Origin of the sequence: Shewanella piezotolerans WP3, assembly GCF_000014885.1 — a bacterium.
Lineage (GTDB): Bacteria > Pseudomonadota > Gammaproteobacteria > Enterobacterales > Shewanellaceae > Shewanella > Shewanella piezotolerans.
Genome location: NC_011566.1, coordinates 3,217,473 through 3,235,803, shown reverse-complemented (window position 1 = coordinate 3,235,803; position 18,331 = coordinate 3,217,473). Strand labels below are relative to the sequence as shown.

At 41.9% G+C, this 18,331-nt stretch carries 15 protein-coding genes; 3 read left to right on the top strand and 12 right to left on the bottom strand.

The genetic code is table 11. The features are described from left to right. Positions 1 to 32 precede the first annotated feature (32 nt). Positions 33 to 1,055 (bottom strand): GGDEF domain-containing protein, encoded by a 1,023-nt coding sequence (locus tag SWP_RS13825; protein ID WP_044555933.1) that lies wholly within the window; start codon positions 1,053 to 1,055, stop codon positions 33 to 35. A 192-nt stretch (positions 1,056 to 1,247) separates the two neighbouring features. On the opposite strand from SWP_RS13825, the gene SWP_RS13820 reads away from it, so the two are divergent. Beyond that, the gene (locus SWP_RS13820; protein WP_187148502.1) at positions 1,248 to 2,846 is read left to right on the top strand and encodes a M28 family metallopeptidase; all 1,599 of its coding nucleotides are present in this window, start codon (positions 1,248 to 1,250) and stop codon (positions 2,844 to 2,846) included. Between the two features lie 73 nt (positions 2,847 to 2,919). On the opposite strand, the gene SWP_RS13815 is transcribed toward SWP_RS13820, so the two are convergent. Together SWP_RS13815 and SWP_RS13810 are read right to left on the bottom strand one after the other, a co-directional pair. Continuing rightward, a complete protein-coding gene (locus SWP_RS13815; RefSeq protein WP_020913154.1) occupies positions 2,920 to 3,792 on the bottom strand; it encodes a hypothetical protein in 873 nt (290 codons plus the stop codon). 1,167 nt (positions 3,793 to 4,959) lie between these two features. Next, complete coding sequence (locus SWP_RS13810) at positions 4,960 to 5,331, bottom strand: diacylglycerol kinase (protein ID WP_020913152.1); 372 nt, start codon at positions 5,329 to 5,331, stop codon at positions 4,960 to 4,962. Between the two features lie 284 nt (positions 5,332 to 5,615). Between SWP_RS13810 and SWP_RS13805 the strand changes: the two genes are divergently transcribed. Both SWP_RS13805 and SWP_RS24470 read left to right on the top strand, forming a co-directional pair. Continuing rightward, positions 5,616 to 6,509, top strand: coding sequence for a DNA ligase (locus SWP_RS13805; RefSeq protein WP_020913151.1), 894 nt, complete (start codon positions 5,616 to 5,618; stop codon positions 6,507 to 6,509). A gap of 141 nt (positions 6,510 to 6,650) precedes the next feature. After that, positions 6,651 to 7,049, top strand: a complete 399-nt coding sequence (locus tag SWP_RS24470; RefSeq protein WP_020913149.1) for a DUF1353 domain-containing protein — start codon at positions 6,651 to 6,653, stop codon at positions 7,047 to 7,049. A gap of 113 nt (positions 7,050 to 7,162) precedes the next feature. On the opposite strand, the gene SWP_RS13795 is transcribed toward SWP_RS24470, so the two are convergent. From SWP_RS13795 to SWP_RS13755, 9 genes are all read right to left on the bottom strand, one after another. Next, the gene (locus SWP_RS13795) at positions 7,163 to 10,324 is read right to left on the bottom strand and encodes an efflux RND transporter permease subunit (protein WP_020913148.1); all 3,162 of its coding nucleotides are present in this window, start codon (positions 10,322 to 10,324) and stop codon (positions 7,163 to 7,165) included. Then, complete coding sequence (locus SWP_RS13790; protein ID WP_044555932.1) at positions 10,324 to 11,493, bottom strand: efflux RND transporter periplasmic adaptor subunit; 1,170 nt, start codon at positions 11,491 to 11,493, stop codon at positions 10,324 to 10,326. Before SWP_RS13790 ends, SWP_RS13795 begins: the two co-directional genes overlap by 1 nt. A 175-nt stretch (positions 11,494 to 11,668) precedes the next feature. Beyond that, positions 11,669 to 12,442 (bottom strand): energy transducer TonB, encoded by a 774-nt coding sequence (locus SWP_RS13785; RefSeq protein ID WP_020913146.1) that lies wholly within the window; start codon positions 12,440 to 12,442, stop codon positions 11,669 to 11,671. Further along, the gene (locus SWP_RS23070) at positions 12,442 to 12,843 is read right to left on the bottom strand and encodes an ExbD/TolR family protein (RefSeq protein ID WP_020913145.1); all 402 of its coding nucleotides are present in this window, start codon (positions 12,841 to 12,843) and stop codon (positions 12,442 to 12,444) included. Before SWP_RS23070 ends, SWP_RS13785 begins: the two co-directional genes overlap by 1 nt. Further along, on the bottom strand, positions 12,833 to 13,231 hold the full coding sequence (locus SWP_RS23065) for an ExbD/TolR family protein (RefSeq protein WP_020913144.1): 399 nt from the start codon (positions 13,229 to 13,231) through the stop codon (positions 12,833 to 12,835). The genes SWP_RS23070 and SWP_RS23065 overlap by 11 nt, the downstream gene beginning before the upstream one ends. Then, positions 13,228 to 13,857 (bottom strand): MotA/TolQ/ExbB proton channel family protein, encoded by a 630-nt coding sequence (locus SWP_RS13770; RefSeq protein WP_020913143.1) that lies wholly within the window; start codon positions 13,855 to 13,857, stop codon positions 13,228 to 13,230. The genes SWP_RS23065 and SWP_RS13770 overlap by 4 nt, the downstream gene beginning before the upstream one ends. Before the next feature lie 55 nt (positions 13,858 to 13,912). After that, positions 13,913 to 15,187 carry a histidine kinase dimerization/phospho-acceptor domain-containing protein gene (locus tag SWP_RS13765; RefSeq protein ID WP_187148501.1) on the bottom strand — a complete coding sequence of 425 codons (1,275 nt, stop codon included), beginning with the start codon at positions 15,185 to 15,187 and terminating at the stop codon, positions 13,913 to 13,915. After that, positions 15,180 to 15,857, bottom strand: a complete 678-nt coding sequence (locus tag SWP_RS13760) for a response regulator transcription factor (RefSeq protein WP_020913141.1) — start codon at positions 15,855 to 15,857, stop codon at positions 15,180 to 15,182. The genes SWP_RS13765 and SWP_RS13760 overlap by 8 nt, the downstream gene beginning before the upstream one ends. A 207-nt stretch (positions 15,858 to 16,064) precedes the next feature. Continuing rightward, positions 16,065 to 18,143, bottom strand: a complete 2,079-nt coding sequence (locus SWP_RS13755) for a TonB-dependent receptor domain-containing protein (protein ID WP_020913140.1) — start codon at positions 18,141 to 18,143, stop codon at positions 16,065 to 16,067. Positions 18,144 to 18,331 lie beyond the last annotated feature (188 nt).

Below are 18,331 nucleotides of genomic sequence, written 5' to 3'. Positions count from 1 at the left end.
AGAGACATCATAACTGCTGCTTTAAGTGCCCATTAAGTAATGGGCATTACTCGGTTACGACCCAGCCTTTTAGCTTCATAGAGTTGCTTGTCCGCCCGCTCGATTAATGTTGAATCACTGTCTTTATCTTGGTACTGAGCAACGCCAAAAGAGGCTCTCACATTATCGACCCGTTGATCTTTACGCTTATCTTTTAATACTAGTTTTTCGAGGCTTCGACGCATAGATTCTGCCAGTTGTCTCGCTCTTCCTAGTTGGCTTTTGGGGACTAAAAGTGCAAACTCCTCACCGCCAAAACGATACAGTTTACTCCCCTCATGACAGCTCTCGCCGAGTCTTCTAGCAACGGCTTTCAATACTTGATCGCCAAGCTGGTGGCCATAGGTATCGTTAAACAGTTTAAAGTGATCAATGTCGGTGATGATGAGGCATAAGCCCTGTGGATTTTGTTCCACTAATCCTTTGATATCTTTATTAAATGCTCTGCGGTTTAATGCGCCCGTTAACGCATCATAATGCATGTCATGTTCAGATTTTTTAAGCTGTACTTTTAACTGGTTAATCTCTGATTGTGCGTGAGCGAGCTGCTCGGTAAAGTGCAATGTGCTGTTTTTAATATCGGCAGCATCACTGACGAGGTTTTTTACCAATGACAATACCTCATCAATGGAAAACCCTTCATTTTCTATTTTGTTTAAGCGCTCAACATTGCTGTTAATTTTGCTCTGAAACTGGTTAGCATCAACGTTAGTATCTTTTAAAGACTGGGATAAATCGGTCACCATAGCGTCGAGATTCTGTCGTAATTCAATCACGTCTAGCTCGATGGGATCAGACAAATATGCTTGATAGAGTCGCTCTCCCTGACTCGGAGGGCAAGTGCTATATTGGTTCACGACTTCATCTAGCTGTCGATTAAGCTCTGGGCTGCTTTGACCTACGTACGCATACCATAAAGCGTAATTGGTAGGAGTGGTTGGTATTTGGTGTTTGAGCATTAAAGGTACCGCTTTTTTCAATTTAGCAGCAGCTTCCCGGAGCAATTCATTCGACATTTATTAGCCTTGGTTTTATCTATGGAGCCACTTTGTAATTTTTATGCAAATGAGTGGTGGCATCATTGTACATTTCACTACGCCATTCTATTATGATTTGCCTTTGTGAATACATCTGTTTAATGAAAATCAGCCACAAAGATGCCGAATAAATACAATAAAGAAAGAAAATATAACAATAAAGGACAGGCAGTGAACAAACTAATACTCGCAAGCGTGGTGTCGGCATTAGCATTCCCGGCATTTGCTCATTCAGAAAAAAGTGACATCAGTATCGATCTTGATAAATACCGTAGTCATGTAAAAACGCTGGCTAGTGATGAATACGGTGGACGTGCACCTTTGTCAGCTGGTGAAGGGCTGACTCTGGAATACATAGAGGCACAGTTCAAGAAGATTGGACTTAAGCCGGGTTTTGGCGATAAGTACTTGCAGCCGGTGCCATTAGCCAAGGTAACAGCGGATCAAAATATGTCGCTGACAATTGGAGAGTTAACACTTAAAAATGGCAGCGAGTTTACCGCTAGAACCCAGAGAATTAGTGATAGCGTCAAGCTTGAAAACAGTGAACTTGTGTTTGTTGGTTACGGTATTAATGCGCCAGAATATGACTGGAATGATTATCAAGGCATTGATGTTAAAGACAAGACTGTTATTGTGTTGGTCAATGATCCTGGCTTTGCAACTCAAGATCCTGCCGTATTTAAAGGCAACGCTATGACCTATTATGGGCGTTGGACTTATAAATATGAAGAGGCGGCAAGACAAGGCGCGAAAGCTGTTTTTATTGTGCATGAAACAGCACCTGCAGCTTATGGCTGGGGAGTAGTGCAAAACTCAAATACTGGCAGTAAATTCACTTTAGTTGATGACAATAATAATCGAGACCAATTGGGGGTGATGGGTTGGATCCAACATGACAACGCCAAACAAGTTTTTGCGGCTGCAGGGCTCGATTATGAAAAGCAAAAAGCGTTGGCTGCTAAATCTAGCTTTAAGCCAGTATCACTAAAAACATCAGCTACACTAGAGCTTAAAAATAGTATTGAACGCGCAGAGTCCTACAATGTCATGGCACTATTGCCTGGCAGTGATAGAGCTGATGAAATGGTGGTAATGCACGCGCATTGGGATCACCTTGGAACACGAGTTGACGAGAAGGGCGTAAAGCATATATACAATGGCGCAGTCGATAATGCTAGCGGTGTTGCTGGTGTGCTGGAGCTTGCGCGAATGTTTAGTTTACGTGCTAAAGAAAAGCCGTTTAAACGTTCTATTCTGTTTACCTCATTTACCGCTGAAGAAACCGGCTTAATCGGCGCACAGCATTTTGCCAAGCAGCCACCAATTCCAACCAAGCAGATTGTTTCCTTTTTAAATATCGACGGTATGAACGTTAACGACAGCGTTGATTACATATTGCGTTATGGAAAGGGCGTATCGGAGATGGAGTATTACCTTAACAATGCCGCTAAGCATCAGCAGCGTTATGTGAAAGGCGATCCATTACCACAAAATGGCCTTATGTTCCGTTCTGATCACTTTGCGTTAGCGCAAGAAGGCGTGCCGGGATTGTTGTTTATGAGTTTAGGTGACACAGACCCAGACTATATTGCTCATAAATATCATAAGGAAGCTGATGATTATGATCCAAGCTGGAGTTTAGGTGGTGTTAAACAGGACATCAGCCTTATTTCAGACATTCTGGCAACGCTGGCAAATAATGAAGATTGGCCTAAATGGCTCGAAGAATCAGACTTTAAAAGCCGCCGAGCACAAGATGGACGTTAGTTAGCCTGAGAGATAATAAAAAAGACACCGAGAGGTGTCTTTTTTATGTGGAGTAACGCCTTAATTTAACGCTTTAAAACTGATAGCTGACTGATAGCATGGGGCCTGTGAAGCTGTAGTACATATTGTAATCAGCAAGCTTTATGTCTGTATTCTTTAAGTTGGTGGTATATTCAACGTCAACTTCATAGTAATTAAATGCAGCGGTCATATGCCAGTTTTCGGTAATCGCAGCTTCAACACCTAATCTAATATCAACCAAACCACCTTTCAAGTCGTCTAATTTGATATAAAAGTATTGTGCATGGCCATTAAATCTAAAGCCTGGATAAAGCTCATAGCTACCATATACCCCTATATCTGGTAACGGTGCAGTTAGCTTTTCATCAACAACCTTAGGAATGGTAATGGTGTCTGGGCAGCGGGTTTCAATTTCGACTTCACAAATACCGATATCGCCTTTGAAGGCTGTTTTGATAAACATGGCATGCAGGCCTATTGAAAGACCCAGTTCATAATTGTCACCCTGCAAAATATCGTAGCCGTAACCAATGCGGGCGATATCGATATTGAGCGTAGTATCGAGTTCAATCCCTGCTTTTACATCGTAGGTTGTATTGTCCCAAGTGAATTGGAATGGCTTTTCAACGGATTGTACTAGGGCGCTACGGTGAAGTTGTTTCCAATCAATATAAATATTGTGTCTATCGTTAAATCGGTGGATAAACTCAAAGAAAGGCAAAAACTGGGAGTCTTCAAGTTTTAAGTCTTGTTCAAAGTCTAACGCGAAACTATTGCCTAGAAGAGGATCGTTTACATCGATATTTGAATCTGTATTAGCGTAAAAGCCGCCTACACGAATGACGGTGTCATTCGTGGCATAAGCGCTGTAGCTAGTCATCAAGGCCAATAACGTGGCAGTGATAAATGTGGAACTTTTAAGCATTAAAAGTAACTCCGCAATCTCTTATAATTTTTATTTTTTAGCTGTTGAATCGAGTCAACAGTCTATGGATATCAGCAACAGCATAACAGTATATGTAGAAATGTGAATAATATGTTTCAAAAAATGTCTGATTTGTTTGATCTAATGCAAGCAAGCTGTAGTTTTTGGCCATTATTGATGGCATTTGCTGTTGAGTTGGCGATTTAGGGGAGAGATTTATGCTAGCCAGTAGAGGGTATATAGTTCGTTATGGGTGTATATCCCCGTTCTACTTGAAGATACTCGTTTCAGAGGCATTGTGCCTGTTCAATTCTAGGCGCATTGACGTAGAAATGGTATTGCCTTTTAATACCAATTGCATTAAGTATTTGACCAATTCAGAGCCCCTCAGCCTTTTCAATTCAAAGCGCATTGGTAAAGAAATGGTTATTCCCTTTTAAGCCAATGCAAAGCAGAAGTGGAAAGACTGAAGGGCTCACGTAGTGCGGGTTTCAAAACGCTGTATGCTTCGCTATGGGATTTGGATATACGACTAAATGGTCTATTTTGTTCCATACAAAATAAGACATTCCGGCCCTCCTTGGCGGTCAGATTTAGGAGGTACGAGACCAAGGATGGTAGAAGGTAGAATAATGCAGGAGCAATTATCGAGAGCGAAGCAGGATGCCAGAGCCGAGAATAACTATTAGCTCAAATTCCACTACTTGCCTACAGCGTTTTGAATTCCCGCTGAATGGTCAAACTTTTAATGCAATTGGTATAAGTGAGTGCAACAACGAAGTAGGCGGCACAAAACCTGCGTTGATGGGCGTTTCTTATAGCAAAAACATGGAATTTACGCTGTGTTATTGATTTTACTATGGCAAGGACCATTAATGGCAATCAATGCCTCGCCTACATGGCCTAGTATGTTCCTGACATGCTCAAGGCATTCCCTCCATCCCTGGAGGTCAGATGTAGGTGCTTAGGTTTAGCATGGAGCAAAGAACCTGTGATTAAAGTCCATTAAGCTCCCACTGCCCCCTGCTTCTTTAAGTCGCACGGATATATGTTTGAAGTAGGGTGAATGTTATTGTTTTAGGTAATATCACCTGAACTGGCCGTCATATGAAAATTAAAGCGACGAGTTCAGATGAGTGGTGAAAGAGTGTTTAAGCAAAACTTAGACTAAATAAACTTAGGTACTAGGATAAGCAACCATGTTAAACCACAAAAGAACAGACTCATAAATACGGCTGCCGATGCGATATCTTTCGCCTGGCCACTGAGAGGGTGGATTTCGTCGCTAATTCTATCTACTACAGCTTCAATCGCTGAGTTTAACAGTTCAACAATAAGGACTACAAAAAGCCCTAGAATTAAAAGAATACGCTCAACAGTCGTCACGTCCACGAGTAAGGCGACAGGCAACATAATTGCAGCCAGAATGAGTTCTTGTCGGAATGCTGCTTCATGTTTCCAAGCAAGTTTAAGCCCTTGCATCGAAAATCCAGTTGCCCTGATGACGCGTTTAATACCGTGATTGTTAGCAGGTTTCATATATCCCCATCTTATGATTGATTATTGTTTTACTGCGGTTCTTCCCCAAAATAGCGGCCTAGTATAATCGTAATATTACTAAATATGTAGTCAATTGAAGGCAAGTTAAACAACAATCTTATTACATATCACGCTTTCGCTACTGAGTGGCTCAACGACAATTGACCAAGCGTATAATTTCAATAAGTCAGTCATTTAGCCGATGGCGAACTTCAAGCACAGAACTAGGCTTCAAAACGAACAATAGTCTTTTACTATTTATCGTCACCATCTTGGAGCAATATATGACAAAAGTTAGAAAGCGAAGTTCAAATAGAAAGCTGTTACGGTTTTTGAATTGGCAATTTCTACTGTTCATTAGCTTTATTTCTATATCCGCGAATTTAAAAGCGAGTGAAATATCAAAGCCACCCTTGCAACTTGCTACTGAATTTATAGCTGAGAGTACGGTTCAGTTAGATGACTTTTTAGTGAGTGAAAAACTTGATGGTGTAAGAGGTTATTGGGATGGTAGTAGCATGCGATCTCGATCGGGGCGAAAGATTAACCTGCCTGATTGGTTTACTAAAGGGTTTCCCGATTATCCAGTTGATGGTGAGTTATGGATAGGTCGTAATCAGTTTGAGCAGGTGTCTGCGATTATTCGAAAGACTCATGCCACCAAGGCGCAATGGCAGCAGGTTAGATTTATGGTGTTTGACTTGCCTGGGGAAACATCTCATTTTGCAAAAAGGTATCAAAAGGCGCTTGCTGAGCTGTCTGATATTAGTACTCATATTGAGGTTATCCCGCAGTTTTCAGTTAGAGATAAATTAACGTTAGATCGTCGACTCTCTGATATTATTGAAAATAATGGTGAAGGCTTGATGTTACATAGAAAAACTGCGCTTTATCAGGTTGGTCGCACCGGCGATATTGTAAAGTTAAAACCCTTCTATGACGCAGAAGCTAGAGTACTGGCTCATAAAGAGGGCAAGGGGAAATACATCGGTATGATGGGGGCTTTGTTGGTGGAAACTAAGCAGGGCAAACAATTTAGCATTGGCAGCGGCTTTAGTGATGAAGATCGCCGTAACCCGCCAAAAGTGGGTAGCACGATTACATTTAAGTATTATGGTGAAACACAAAAAGGCACGCCTCGATTTGCAAGTTTCCTGCGGGTAAGAGATCCCATTTAGCTTGCTTACCATCCTGTTGTTTTGTTTATTTATGTATATGTTGGCTTTATTTCAGTATGTTAGCTGCATTATTATTTAGCTGTTTTATCGCTTTTTTCAACAAAAATCATCAATGGCAAAGCAGAATACTTAGGAGTCGCTTTGATTAAATATAAGCAACGTAGGAGTTACAAATACAATCTACATTCAGAGTTAGTCTACGACACTGGGTTATCTGTTAAGGCACCCATTGCCAACTCCTTTCTTGAGATCAGCGCCGGTGGGCGCTTGGTTATAAAGCCTGGTTATGCCTGGGATGGCCCGAGCAGCCCTGCAATTGACAGTAAAAACTTTATGCAGGGCTCATTAATACATGATGCCTTGTATCAGCTTATGCGGGAGGAGGTTTTACCGCAATCGGCGAGAAAACGCGCTGATGAAATTCTTAAAGAGGTTTGTTTACAAGATGGCATGTCGTCATTTAGAGCTTGGTACGTATACCAAGGTGTAAGACTCGGTGGCGCTAATTCAGCCAAGCCAGACCTTTTAAGTGCGCCTTAGTGGTTGTGTTGATTGATTAACACTGAGATGGAGTACTTTAGTTGCAAGTACTTCAAGCAAAAGTACTTCATCTCAGGTTTTACAGGTCATTTATAATCTTTTAGCTGCCCCTTTTATCGCGCTAAGTTACCTCCAAGTTCGAGTTGCTGCGCTTTTGACTGTTCAGGAGTCTGTCTTTGATGCCAACGTTCACTCAGTAAAAAGACGGCAGGTGCAAAAATTAAAATTGTCGCCATTGAGAAGAAGGTTCCGAAGCTTAAGCTGATCACCATTGGAATTAAATATAGTGCTTGAGTTGATGTTTCAAATAACATAGGGGCTAAACCAAGAGTCGTGGTCATTGCAGTAATAACTACGGGTCTAAAGCGGCCTAGGCTGCTTTTGATTATTGCGGTTTCAATATCAAGACCTTGGCGTATGTGCTGCTTTATTTCGAGTAAGAGCACAAATGAGCCATTCAGCACTAAGCCTGACAAAGCTATCATCCCGAACAGACTCATCACACTAAAAGTTTGCCCTAGAATAATATGTCCAAGCATCGCAGCGGCTAAGCACAGCGGGATCACGCTAAGAATTAAAACTGCATCAATCACGTTTTTGAAGTAGATAGCAAGAAAAGAGAATACGATAAATAAAGCGAGCAGTATTCCTGTCATCAATTGGTTATTGACTTTGCGCTCAGTACGGGCACTGCCACCCAATTCAATTTCAACGGTCGGATATTTTTCCATTAAGTTAGGAATAATGGAGTCCGAAAGTTGCGCTGTTATTAACGCAACATTGGCAATACTACGAATAAAACTGCCACTGACTTCGACTTGTACAATACCATCGACTCGGTCAATTTGTGTTGCAGATAAAATTGGCGTGATGGTGGCAATTTGTTTAAGTAAAACCTGTTCGCCACTTGGAGAAGTGATGAGTAATTCTCCGAGTTGATTGGCTTTGAACTGCTCGTCACGGTGGCGCATAACGCGTATTTTTAGCTCCTCGCTGTTTAGGATCTGTCGTTTAACTTCATCACCATAAAAGCTATTGCGAACTAACGCCCCCAAACTTTCGCTATCAAAGCCTAACATGCTGCCACGGGTATTGATGTTCAAAGTATATTCACGTTGTGCATCAATTAGTCCACTATCAATATCGGTAACGCCTTCTATATGTCTCAGTTGTGACATTAACTCAAAGCTGGCTTTTTCTAATATTTCGCTGTCGCTGGCGCCCAATTCTATTGAAAGCTCTTTTCCACCGCCAGGGCCCACTTCAAAATCAAAGAATAGTGACTTTACACCGGCCAACTCACCAATCTCGCTGCGCCAAATATCTACTAACTCTCTTGCGGTATAGTTACGTTTGCTATCTTCAACAATCTGAAAAGTCGTTGATGCGGAGTTTGCTCTAATGCCGACCATGATATGTTTATAGCTGTCTGGGGCATTTAAGCGTGCAAAAGCACGTATTCCAGCTGCTTGTATAAGCGCCATGGTATTTTTCTTGTCAATCAGAGCTGAACCCGCTGGAAACTCAACTTCGGCATCAATACGCTGTGATTCAACCTTTGGGACAAAACCTGCATCAACTCGGCCAGAATTAACCCAACTAAAGGTCACTAAAGTGATTGAGATAAAAACAGCCAAAATGGTTAACGGCTGACGTAACGCGTAACCCAATACTTTACTGAAATGAATATCCCTTAGCGTTTCGAATGCTGTGAAACTCTTTTGTTGTATTTTATTGAGATAGTTGTGCTTTTGCGGTTTATTAAGTTGCTTTAAGTGATGAGGCAATATTAATAAGGCTTCAATGAGAGAGACGATGAAAATTGCAAAGATTAGCAATGTCATCGGTTTGTACATTACACCAAGCTCTCCGGGGACAAATAGTAATGGCACGAAGGCAATGATATTAGTGACAACGGAGAAACATACCGGGACGCTCATCTCTGAAGCGCCTTGTTTTAATGCAATGTCGATGTCGCAGCCTTGTTGGACTTTTTGATAAATATTCTCTGCAACAATCACCGCATCATCAACCAAAATCCCAAGTGTGATAATGAACGCAAAAAGCGTGACCATATTTAGTGGAATATTTAAGGCAGGCATGAACGCCAGAGAACCAATTATGGCTATCGGTACGCCCATACAGACCCAAAAAGCCAAGCGCATATCTAAAAATAACGACAATGCAATGATGACTAAAATCATCCCTATTAAGCCATTATCTAATAACAGATCAATACGAGTTTGAAATGAATGCGCTTGGTCATCGAGTACAGTGATTTTCGTATTTGCAGAAAGGGTTTGTTGATACTGACTAACAAAATTTTGTATTGCACCACTCAGCTCAATAGGCTTGGCATTTTTACTTTGGTAAATAACCAGCATAACGCCTTGTTTACCATTAATTAAGAACGGTGCTTCTTGCTGAGAATAGCTAAAGCTAACATCGGCAATTTGCCCCAGTTTTATCTCAGCTCCATCAGCTTGGGCTTTAATAGCTATCTGCTTAAATTGGCTAACTTGATCTTTCCTTCCCAGCGTACGAATGAGTACATCGCCGGCATCGGTGCTGATATTACCAGCGGAGATATCATTAACTTCAGTGGCAATTTTTTGGGTGATGTCGGCTAACGTTAGCTGATACTGGTATAGCTTATCTTGGGTGATCTCAATAATGATTTCTGGTTCTCTGACACCGACGATTGCGATTTTTGCTATATCGAACTGGGCTAACAAGGCATCTTTAAGTGTACTTCCCTGGCTACGTAATTCGGTCTCAGTAAGGTTGCCATAAATGCCAAACTCAATTAGGGAATCGAGCTCTTCAACCAAAGAGATTTGTAATGGCTCCATGCTGGCTGGAAAGCTGTTGATGGCATCAAGATCATTTTTAACATCAGCTATAACACTGTTAGCATCGACGCCATCGTTCAGTGTGAGTACCACTCTTGCTCCTCCCTCCATGGCGCTCGCAGAGAGTCGATCAATCTGGACGTTTTCTCTGAGGCTGTGCTCGATGGGCAGCACTATACCTTGTTCGATTTCTCGTGGTGTCGCTCCTGGAAAGCTGGCTGTAATTTCTATTTCATCTACTTTAAATGAAGGCGATGTTTCTTGTCTTATATCGCCAAAGCTGTAGATCCCTAATATGAGTATTGCCACTGTAAGCAAATTAACTGCGACGGGATTATCGATCATCCAGCAGATGAGTCGATTGATAAGTGAAGATGACATTTTTGGACCCAGGGCTTGTTCGGTGAGGGAAGGGTGACTCATTAGAGTACCTCCACAATGTTAACGCTCATGTTTGCTTGTGGGGCATGGAGCTTATTACTGATGATCTGTTCACTGTCGGCGAGAGTGTTGATGATCACGGCATTGTGTTTGTCTTGGTAAACAATGTTTACAGGCTCACGTTTGAGTGTACTTTTTGAGGTGACTAACCAAATATGCTTATTATCAATGGCTGATAGTGGTACGGTTAATGTGTTGGCAATAGGGGCAAAGAATAGCTTTGCCTCGACAAAGTCGCCAATAATGAGTGGGTTTATATCGTTTGTTGCTGGCTGATATTGTGCAAACACTTTTTGCAGTTGAACCTGATTATCCAGCATTGGGAAAATATGGCTGATATTGGCACTTACTGTGCGTTGAGTGTCAGGTTGGTAGAGTGAAATAGTTTGACCAATACTGACTTTTGCTGCTAACTCGCGAGGTAAATAAATTGGTACTCTCAGCTCACTGATATCGACTAACTTAGCAATTTCATCACCTTTGGCTAGGTAGTCACCAGAAGAGACACTTTTAGATTGAACAAAGTAACGCTTATCGCTGTGCCACTGACTGCGCTTTAGATCCCGCTCTGCAATCGTTAGTGCATTTTTCGCGATACTGAGCTGGGCTTTAGCTTGGGCGAGTTGTGGTTTTCTAAGCAGAAGCTCTAAGTCCAGTTGCCATTCATTTTCATCAAAGTCCTTTTGCATCATTTTATAGTCTTTCTCAGCGATACGTTGTTGTCCTAGCTCTAAAGATAGTTGCGCACTGGCAATTGCGACTTCTGCTTGTCGTTGTGCAAACTTTGCGGATAAGTCTGATTTATCTTGTTGGAATACACTCTCACCAATGTTAACAACGCCACCTGTAATAACATTGTGCGAAAGATGAGTGAGTAGGCCTTCAACTTGAGCGGTTAAATTGAGGGTGTTTTTCGCTATAATCGTTCCGTAAGCTGCATAGCTGGGGGTAAATTGCTGCTGTTTTATATCAATGACATTGACATTAATGATGGGGGCGCTCTCTGGCTTCACAGCTGCTACAGGAGAGGTGATTTGCAAAACATAGGCGACAATGACGGCAAAGGTAACCACCAAGAGAGGGAGATACTTTTTAACTATCACTTGGGAAGCGAGTTGTTGATTTTTTTTGCTATTGTTTTTGGTTGTCATTTTGCTACCTAGGTTAATCGCTATTATTTTTACAGACGCAATGAGTTCGATATATCTCATTATCCAATAACAGGTAAACTAACTAAGTTGGTGTGAATGGAATGTCAAAATAACAGGTCTGAAATGGCAGATTTAGGCAGAAGTTCAGTGTGGGCCGTTTAAGATTGATTTTGCTTTAACTACTCAATGTCTCTAATGAAAACTCAAGTGTCACAGTGATTTGTTTGGGAAAGGCGGGCCTAATTTGCACTTCTGCAGCAGGTAGGCGCAGGCGACTGAGTAACTTTCGGACGCTTTTATTGAGATATTTGCTGGGTGACTTTTTCAGTAGCTCTATATTTTCAATATCTCCGTCTGCAGTCAATGTGAAAGCCACGGTAATATTGCCTTGGTGGCGTCTGATTTTTGCCTGTTTAGGGTAGTGTTTACGTTTGAGTATTTCGCTTCTAACAAAGTTTATATATTGATTTGTTTTGTGTTCAATAGGGTCAACCCTATGTGCTTGAGTATTATAGGCATGAGAGGCGACGGCTTTTGCTACCTTTTTTGCTTGAGTCTCCGTAGATCGAGCAGCGGTTTGCATCGTTGCTGACCGCTCAATTGGCGTTGCTACTGCCGCCGATTTTATAGTGACTTGCTTTGTTTTATTTTCGACTGAGTTAGTCGGTTTATCTTTCAGTGTTTTTTTTATAGTGTCGTTAGATGGTTGTTTTTTAATTGCTTGCGCATCGATTGCTGGTGTTATTACTGCTGTTTTACTTACTTGCTGAGTTGGTTGACTATCAATAGACGTGGGCTGCTGATTGAAAGATATTCTTGCCACAGAATAGGCGGCAGGTTGATTAACGGCATAGGTAACACTAGGTGGGCAAACTAATTGCACATACACCAATAGGTGAATGATTAATGCTAAGACTACTGCTGCGATTGTTGTTTGACAGTTTTTCATTATTGGTGACTTTCTTCTAAGCGAGTAATCAAAGAGATATCAGCGATATCGAGCTGTTCTAGCTCGTCAATAATAGGCTGGAGATCACCCATTGGCAGTGAAGCATCAACCGCGACATATAAAGTCTGTTGCACGGGTAATACTTGACCAAATTCCACAGTCTTTAGCGGTTTATCATGGTAAAAACACTCACCATCAAGGTTGATGTAAAGCCAATCTTCACTGGGTTCGCTGAGCGACTTATGTTGATTTTCTGAGGCTAACATCTGTATTTCAATCTGCTGCTCAGTAGTGATATGGCCAACAACTAAAAAGAAAATTAGTAATAAAAAAACCACATTAATGAGCGATAGCATAGGTTCAATAACTGGGCGAGCACTAATGTCATTGTTAATTTTCACTAGGGGTAATCCATTCTTCTATATTGCTATAACCGTGGCGTAATAACGTCTCTTTTGCTGAAACGAACTGCTGTGTAGTTACTGCAAACTCGATTTTTAAATTCAATTTACTGACGCTGCTGTGCGGCACTAGTTGGCAAAAACTAGCTAAGCTATAACGCTGATTTTGATGGATAATTTCACCACTTGCCGTTAGCGTTATTGGCAGCTCTTTTTTATCCTTTTCCCCATGGTTCTCGCCAGCTAAAGGAGATAACGCTAGCGCTAAAGACTGATATGTTTCCATTTTAGTGACTAACATAAAAAAGATGAGCAAGATAAACACCACATCAATTAACGGCGTTAGGCCTATTTGCGGCCGAGTTCGGCTCGCTGTCTTCAACTTCATGAAAACGCCATACGTGTCGATGGCAGAGAAAAATAATCAGTTAGTAGATGTTCCATTGCTGCATTGTGTTGGCTAATGATAGTGTCGAAAAAGTGCCAGGCTGCAGTGGTTGGAATGGCGACAATGAGCCCTGCTGCAGTCGTGAGCAATGCTTGTGATATGCCTCCGGATAGCACTGCAGGGTCAACTTTTGTGCCTGCTTGTTGTAAGTTTTGAAATGCATCGATCATTCCCAGCACGGTGCCAAGTAAACCAATGAGTGGTGCTAATGCCGATATGACCTCTAGTGCTCGCATTCCCTGTTTGAGCTGTGCTATCTCTTGTTCAGCTTTAAGGGTGGCTTTGTCTTCTAATGCTTGTCGATCGAGTGCCTTAGGTAAGGCGTTAACACAGAACTGTATCAATCTGGTTGCAGGATGATTTAAACGGATATTATTGCCACGAAAAGTCATTTTGTCGATGGTAGGCAGTGACGCCAACCAAAACTGATATTCATTACGCTGATTGATCCCAAGTTTAAAGAAATTAATCAGTTTAAAAAATATGAGGCTTAAAGAGATCAGCGACAATGAGATTAGTAGCCACAGGCACCAACCGCCTTGAATGAGCCAGTCAGGAGTGTTCACAGCATGTCCTTGTTTATGTTTTAAAGTAATGGTGGATGAATTGGGTTGTTGAGCGTTATGTGAAAGTCACGATGACTCTGTATCTCTGCTCACTCTTCTCTATGGTTAACTTGCAGTGCAAGCATTCGGCAATTCGCGTCATAATTTCAGTTCCATAACCAAAACCAGACACTGAAGTGCTTTGGTTTTTAACGATGTCATTATCGATCAACAGTTGATTGTCGCTAAGAGTGAGCCGCACTAAACGGTTTGAGGAGGCCAGGGCATTACGCAGCAGGTTGTTGAGTAAGATGCCGAGTAATGCTTGATCTGATTGGACGATACTGTCGTGGCAAATAAGGATTTTTGTTGATGTCGCGTCACGGGCGTTTGTTGAGTCGATTTTGTCTAACTCGGTAAGTATAGCTTGGCGAAGATTGATGTTACTTAGGTTGTTGTTTTGGTGTTCTCTTCCCAGTAAAAGGAAGGTTTCAATCAATTGCGCCATATTGCCAGCGGCTCTTTCTATGCGAACAAGTGCTGTTGCCTTAGCGCCATCAGTGGCATGCTCAAGCTTCATTAAACTAACGCAATTACCAATAATCGCAAGCGGTGTACGTAACTCGTGGCTAACATGACGCGAGAACTGCTTTTCTCGATAGAGAAACTGTTTTGCTCGCGCTATAGAGGCTGTAAAGCTTCGGCTGAGCGTGCCTATTTCATCCGCACGGTTATGGCCAATTAGTGGCAGCTGCGGTTGTTCTTTGCTTACTTCCTGCGTCAATTTCTTCAACGGTTCAGCTATTTTTTTGCCTAAAGCAATTGAGACCATAATACCGAATAGACAAATCAGTATCGCCACCGTACTGAGTCCAGCAATTAAATTGGGGGTGTTTTCATCTAAATTTGAAGCATTGGTTTCGTCATAAACTAAATAGAGCTTGATATTACGTTCGGGCAATGCTGATACTAGAATCTGCGCATCTTCAGGCTGATACTCATGGAAGCCTATCGTTAGTGGTGAGAGATATTCTGGATTATTGGCCGTTATTGAACTGTAAATACGCAACTTTGGTCGACTTTGCTTGAAGTGCTCAATGAGTTTCTTGATTAGTTCGTCATCAGACACACTGGTTAAATCTTCGGCTAGGTTAGAGCTGAGTGGTAACTCAATCGTATTGAGTTCTTTGAGAACTTCCACTTGCGCATTCTGCAGATAGATCTGTGCCGCTTGATTCTCAATTTCATGGACGGCTTGAAAAAGCAAATAAGCATAAACTGCACATAAGAGACTAGTGTAGACCAAAAATGTTGCAGTTAACACGTGGTTAAATTTGTCAATTTTAAACAATTTGATAGCCTTTTGCATAGACCGTGCGGATGACCGTTTTTTGGAATGCGACTTCTAATGTCGCTCGTAAACGGTAAATATGGGTACGCAGTGGATCGCTATTAGGAGGAGAGCCTTCCCAAATGGCTTGCTCAAGCATCTGCCTTGAAACCACGTTAGGGTAGTGTTTCAACAAAATTGTTAATATATGCATTTGTAGGCTTAATAAGCGTACCTGTTTACCTTGGTAATTAACTAAAGACTGGTTATGGTCTATGGTTAAACCGGCAATTTGTTGAATGCCGATATCGCGCCTTGGCCCACGAGACAACAATGCTTGCAATCGCAAATGCAGTTCTTCTAATGCGAAAGGTTTTACAAGGTAATCATCAGCACCTGCTTGAAAACCCGCTTTTTTATCTTCGAGGGTGTCTCTTGCAGTTAAAAAGATAACCGGGATGGGGCTAAATAGTTCATGCCGTAGTTTGTGGCATAACTCTAGTCCACTCATTTTGGGCATCGCAACATCAAATATGACGATGTCATAGTTATTCTTTTCCAGTAATTGCAGGCCTGCTGCGCCATTAAAAGCAAAATCGACACCATAGCCAAGTGCGCTCAGATAATCGGCAACAGAACCTGCGAGTTCGTTATTATCTTCAACCAGAAGTACTTGCGATTTTTCAAACATATAGGCTGCTCCCTGAAGCGTTGATTGCCGGCAAACATGGGTAAAGCACTTTTAACTCTGTGACAAATGCCTTGCATTAAAAGAGAAGGTAGCAGCTTGCTTGTCAATGAAATGTCAACAGAAATGATATTTATTTGCATTAGAGCCGGTAACAAATAGCGGTTACCGGCGGAAGTTAATACGCGATTAAGGTAGAAGCTAAATCGCTTAGAATTGATAGCTTAGTTGTAGGTTGATTGAGCGGCCCTCTTCATAGTATTCATTGGGGCTTTTTTCTGCGCCATCACGTTCAAACTCCAATTGGTGGGCATAGGCGGTATCAAATAAGTTAGTAACAGATAATTTTGCTACCAGGCCTTCAATACTCTCCGGGCTATAACTTGCGTAGAGATCCAAGGTGAACCAAGCATCAAAACCTGCAGCAGGGATATCCTCGATAACCCCATTTTCACCCAGTTGTTGTGTTGGGACTTTGTCATGGGTTAATGCGTAAGTCGCACGAGTACCAACTAACAAGCTATCGCTGATATTTGTATCAAGGACAAGGTTGAATTTATCTGAAGGTATATCCGCTAAATACCAGCCTGTTGTCATATCTGTGCCACGAGTCTGGCCATAGCTTAAACTCATATTCCAATCATTAAGGCTATAGCTTGAAACAAATTCAAATCCCTCTAGTCTGGCTTCACCAATATTAACCTTTACCCCGTCTGGGTAGTTTTCATTGTCAGTGTACGCTGTACCTATATAGTCCTTAATGTCATTTCTGAAGAGGTTAACCCGAGTGGTAAAACTGTCTTGCTCGCTGAATAAGCCTTGTGTATCCCAAACTGCACCCACCTCCTTGTTATCTGCTCGCTCTGATTTTAAATAAGGATTAGGTTTAAAACCTCGTCCTGAAGTAAATAATTCGCCATTTCTAGGGGCGTTAAGCGCTTCTGCGTAAGAGGCAAATAAGGTGATGTCATCGCTCAAGTAGTAATTGAGGTTAATGGATTTTGATAAGCGACTTTCACTGCGACCATCGCGCAAAAGAGGCTGGCCGTCTGCATCAACGGCATTGGCAGATTCGATATAAAATTGGTCGTATCGTAAACCAGGGATAATCTCTAGTGACTCTGTGATTGGGATCTGATAATTGACCCAGCCAGCTAATTTTCGGCTGGTGGTAGTTGCTTCATCTGTGGCGCTATCGTCAATGATTTTGCCAGTATCATAATCTTTATCGTAGACAAGGCCGTCATGGTCGGTGAAATGACCTGAAACGCCGTAGTGCAGTAATGTGTCGGTAGCGGCAAAACTAAATATGCTGTCATTGCTGACGACAAAGCCAAGACTAGTATCTTTAATGTCTTGCACTCCTTCAGCGGAACGTCCTTGCTCTGCACTATAGGAATCGACGCCATTGAAGTAAATCGAGGTATTTAAATTCAGGTATGGATTATTAGAGCCGCTGTCTTGCCACACGAGTGATGCACCTGTGTACTGTTCGTCACGGTAACCAATGTCATTGCGGACTTGATGGCCGTGCGTATCGTCGAGGTTGAGTGTAAATTGTAAGCGTTGATCGTTTGAGAACTGATGCCCGACTTTAAATAATCCACTTTTTTGACGGCCAGATGTTTTGTAGTAGCTGCCACCACCGCCGATCTCATAAGGATCTTTATCGACATAGTTGCCTGACAATAGGTAGTCAGTTGCACCACTTTTACCAAATATTGTTAAGCCGCTATCCTTTTGTGCATTGTTGCTGCGATAACCTAAATCGATTTTTGCACCAAATTTCTCATTGTTTTTGAGTAAGTCTAATGCAGAGATTGTGCTGATACTGATTTTGCCCGCTGCGGCTCCAGAGCTGGGGCCTGCAGTGACTTGTATGTTGTTAACCAAGTTTGGGTTTAGGTACCAACTACCGCGTTTTGAGGCGTAGTTGCTTTGATAGATCCCATCAATCACGACATAGGCGTGTGATTGAGGTAAGCCACGAATGGTAATATTCTGATTACTTGATGACGGGCCGCCTTGGACATCAACATTAGGAATGATTTCAAGCGCATTGGGGATATTGGTTGGACTTAGATTCTGTATCGTTTCTCTTGATATAGCATTGACTGATTGGGTCATGGTTAACGGATCTTGTTGCTCTTCAGTTTGGCTAGAGACCGTGATGTTATCGAGACGATAGACCGTTTCTGCATTGTCCTGACTGTTTTGTGCTTGTGCCGATTGGCAAGAAATTGCTAAGGCGATGCAGCTGGCGATATGGGTGACTCTTAATGGTTTCATTGTTTGTTATACTCCCGCTAATGTAAATGATAATCGTTACCATTTTGAATTTTGCGTGAGTATAGTGTTGCAACTGTGAAGTAAACTTCATCTGCCTAACATAAAATGACCATTGCTTTGATGGTAATCTATAAGGGGGGTCAGCAGCCAAGCAGAGAGTGGAAAGCGCTATTAGACGACTGTTACTA

What these genes read in the sequence shown, in the direction of transcription:
- SWP_RS13790 (WP_044555932.1), bottom strand. Translation starts at nt 11,493, where the DNA reads ATGACAACCAAAAACAATAGCAAAAAAAATCAACAACTCGCTTCCCAA.
- SWP_RS13810 (WP_020913152.1), bottom strand. Translation starts at nt 5,331, where the DNA reads ATGAAACCTGCTAACAATCACGGTATTAAACGCGTCATCAGGGCAACT.
- SWP_RS13805 (WP_020913151.1), top strand. Translation starts at nt 5,616, where the DNA reads ATGACAAAAGTTAGAAAGCGAAGTTCAAATAGAAAGCTGTTACGGTTT.
- SWP_RS13755 (WP_020913140.1), bottom strand. Translation starts at nt 18,143, where the DNA reads ATGAAACCATTAAGAGTCACCCATATCGCCAGCTGCATCGCCTTAGCA.
- SWP_RS13785 (WP_020913146.1), bottom strand. Translation starts at nt 12,442, where the DNA reads ATGAAAAACTGTCAAACAACAATCGCAGCAGTAGTCTTAGCATTAATC.
- SWP_RS13795 (WP_020913148.1), bottom strand. Translation starts at nt 10,324, where the DNA reads ATGAGTCACCCTTCCCTCACCGAACAAGCCCTGGGTCCAAAAATGTCA.
- SWP_RS23065 (WP_020913144.1), bottom strand. Translation starts at nt 13,231, where the DNA reads ATGAAGTTGAAGACAGCGAGCCGAACTCGGCCGCAAATAGGCCTAACG.
- SWP_RS13760 (WP_020913141.1), bottom strand. Translation starts at nt 15,857, where the DNA reads ATGTTTGAAAAATCGCAAGTACTTCTGGTTGAAGATAATAACGAACTC.
- SWP_RS13815 (WP_020913154.1), bottom strand. Translation starts at nt 3,792, where the DNA reads ATGCTTAAAAGTTCCACATTTATCACTGCCACGTTATTGGCCTTGATG.
- SWP_RS13825 (WP_044555933.1), bottom strand. Translation starts at nt 1,055, where the DNA reads ATGTCGAATGAATTGCTCCGGGAAGCTGCTGCTAAATTGAAAAAAGCG.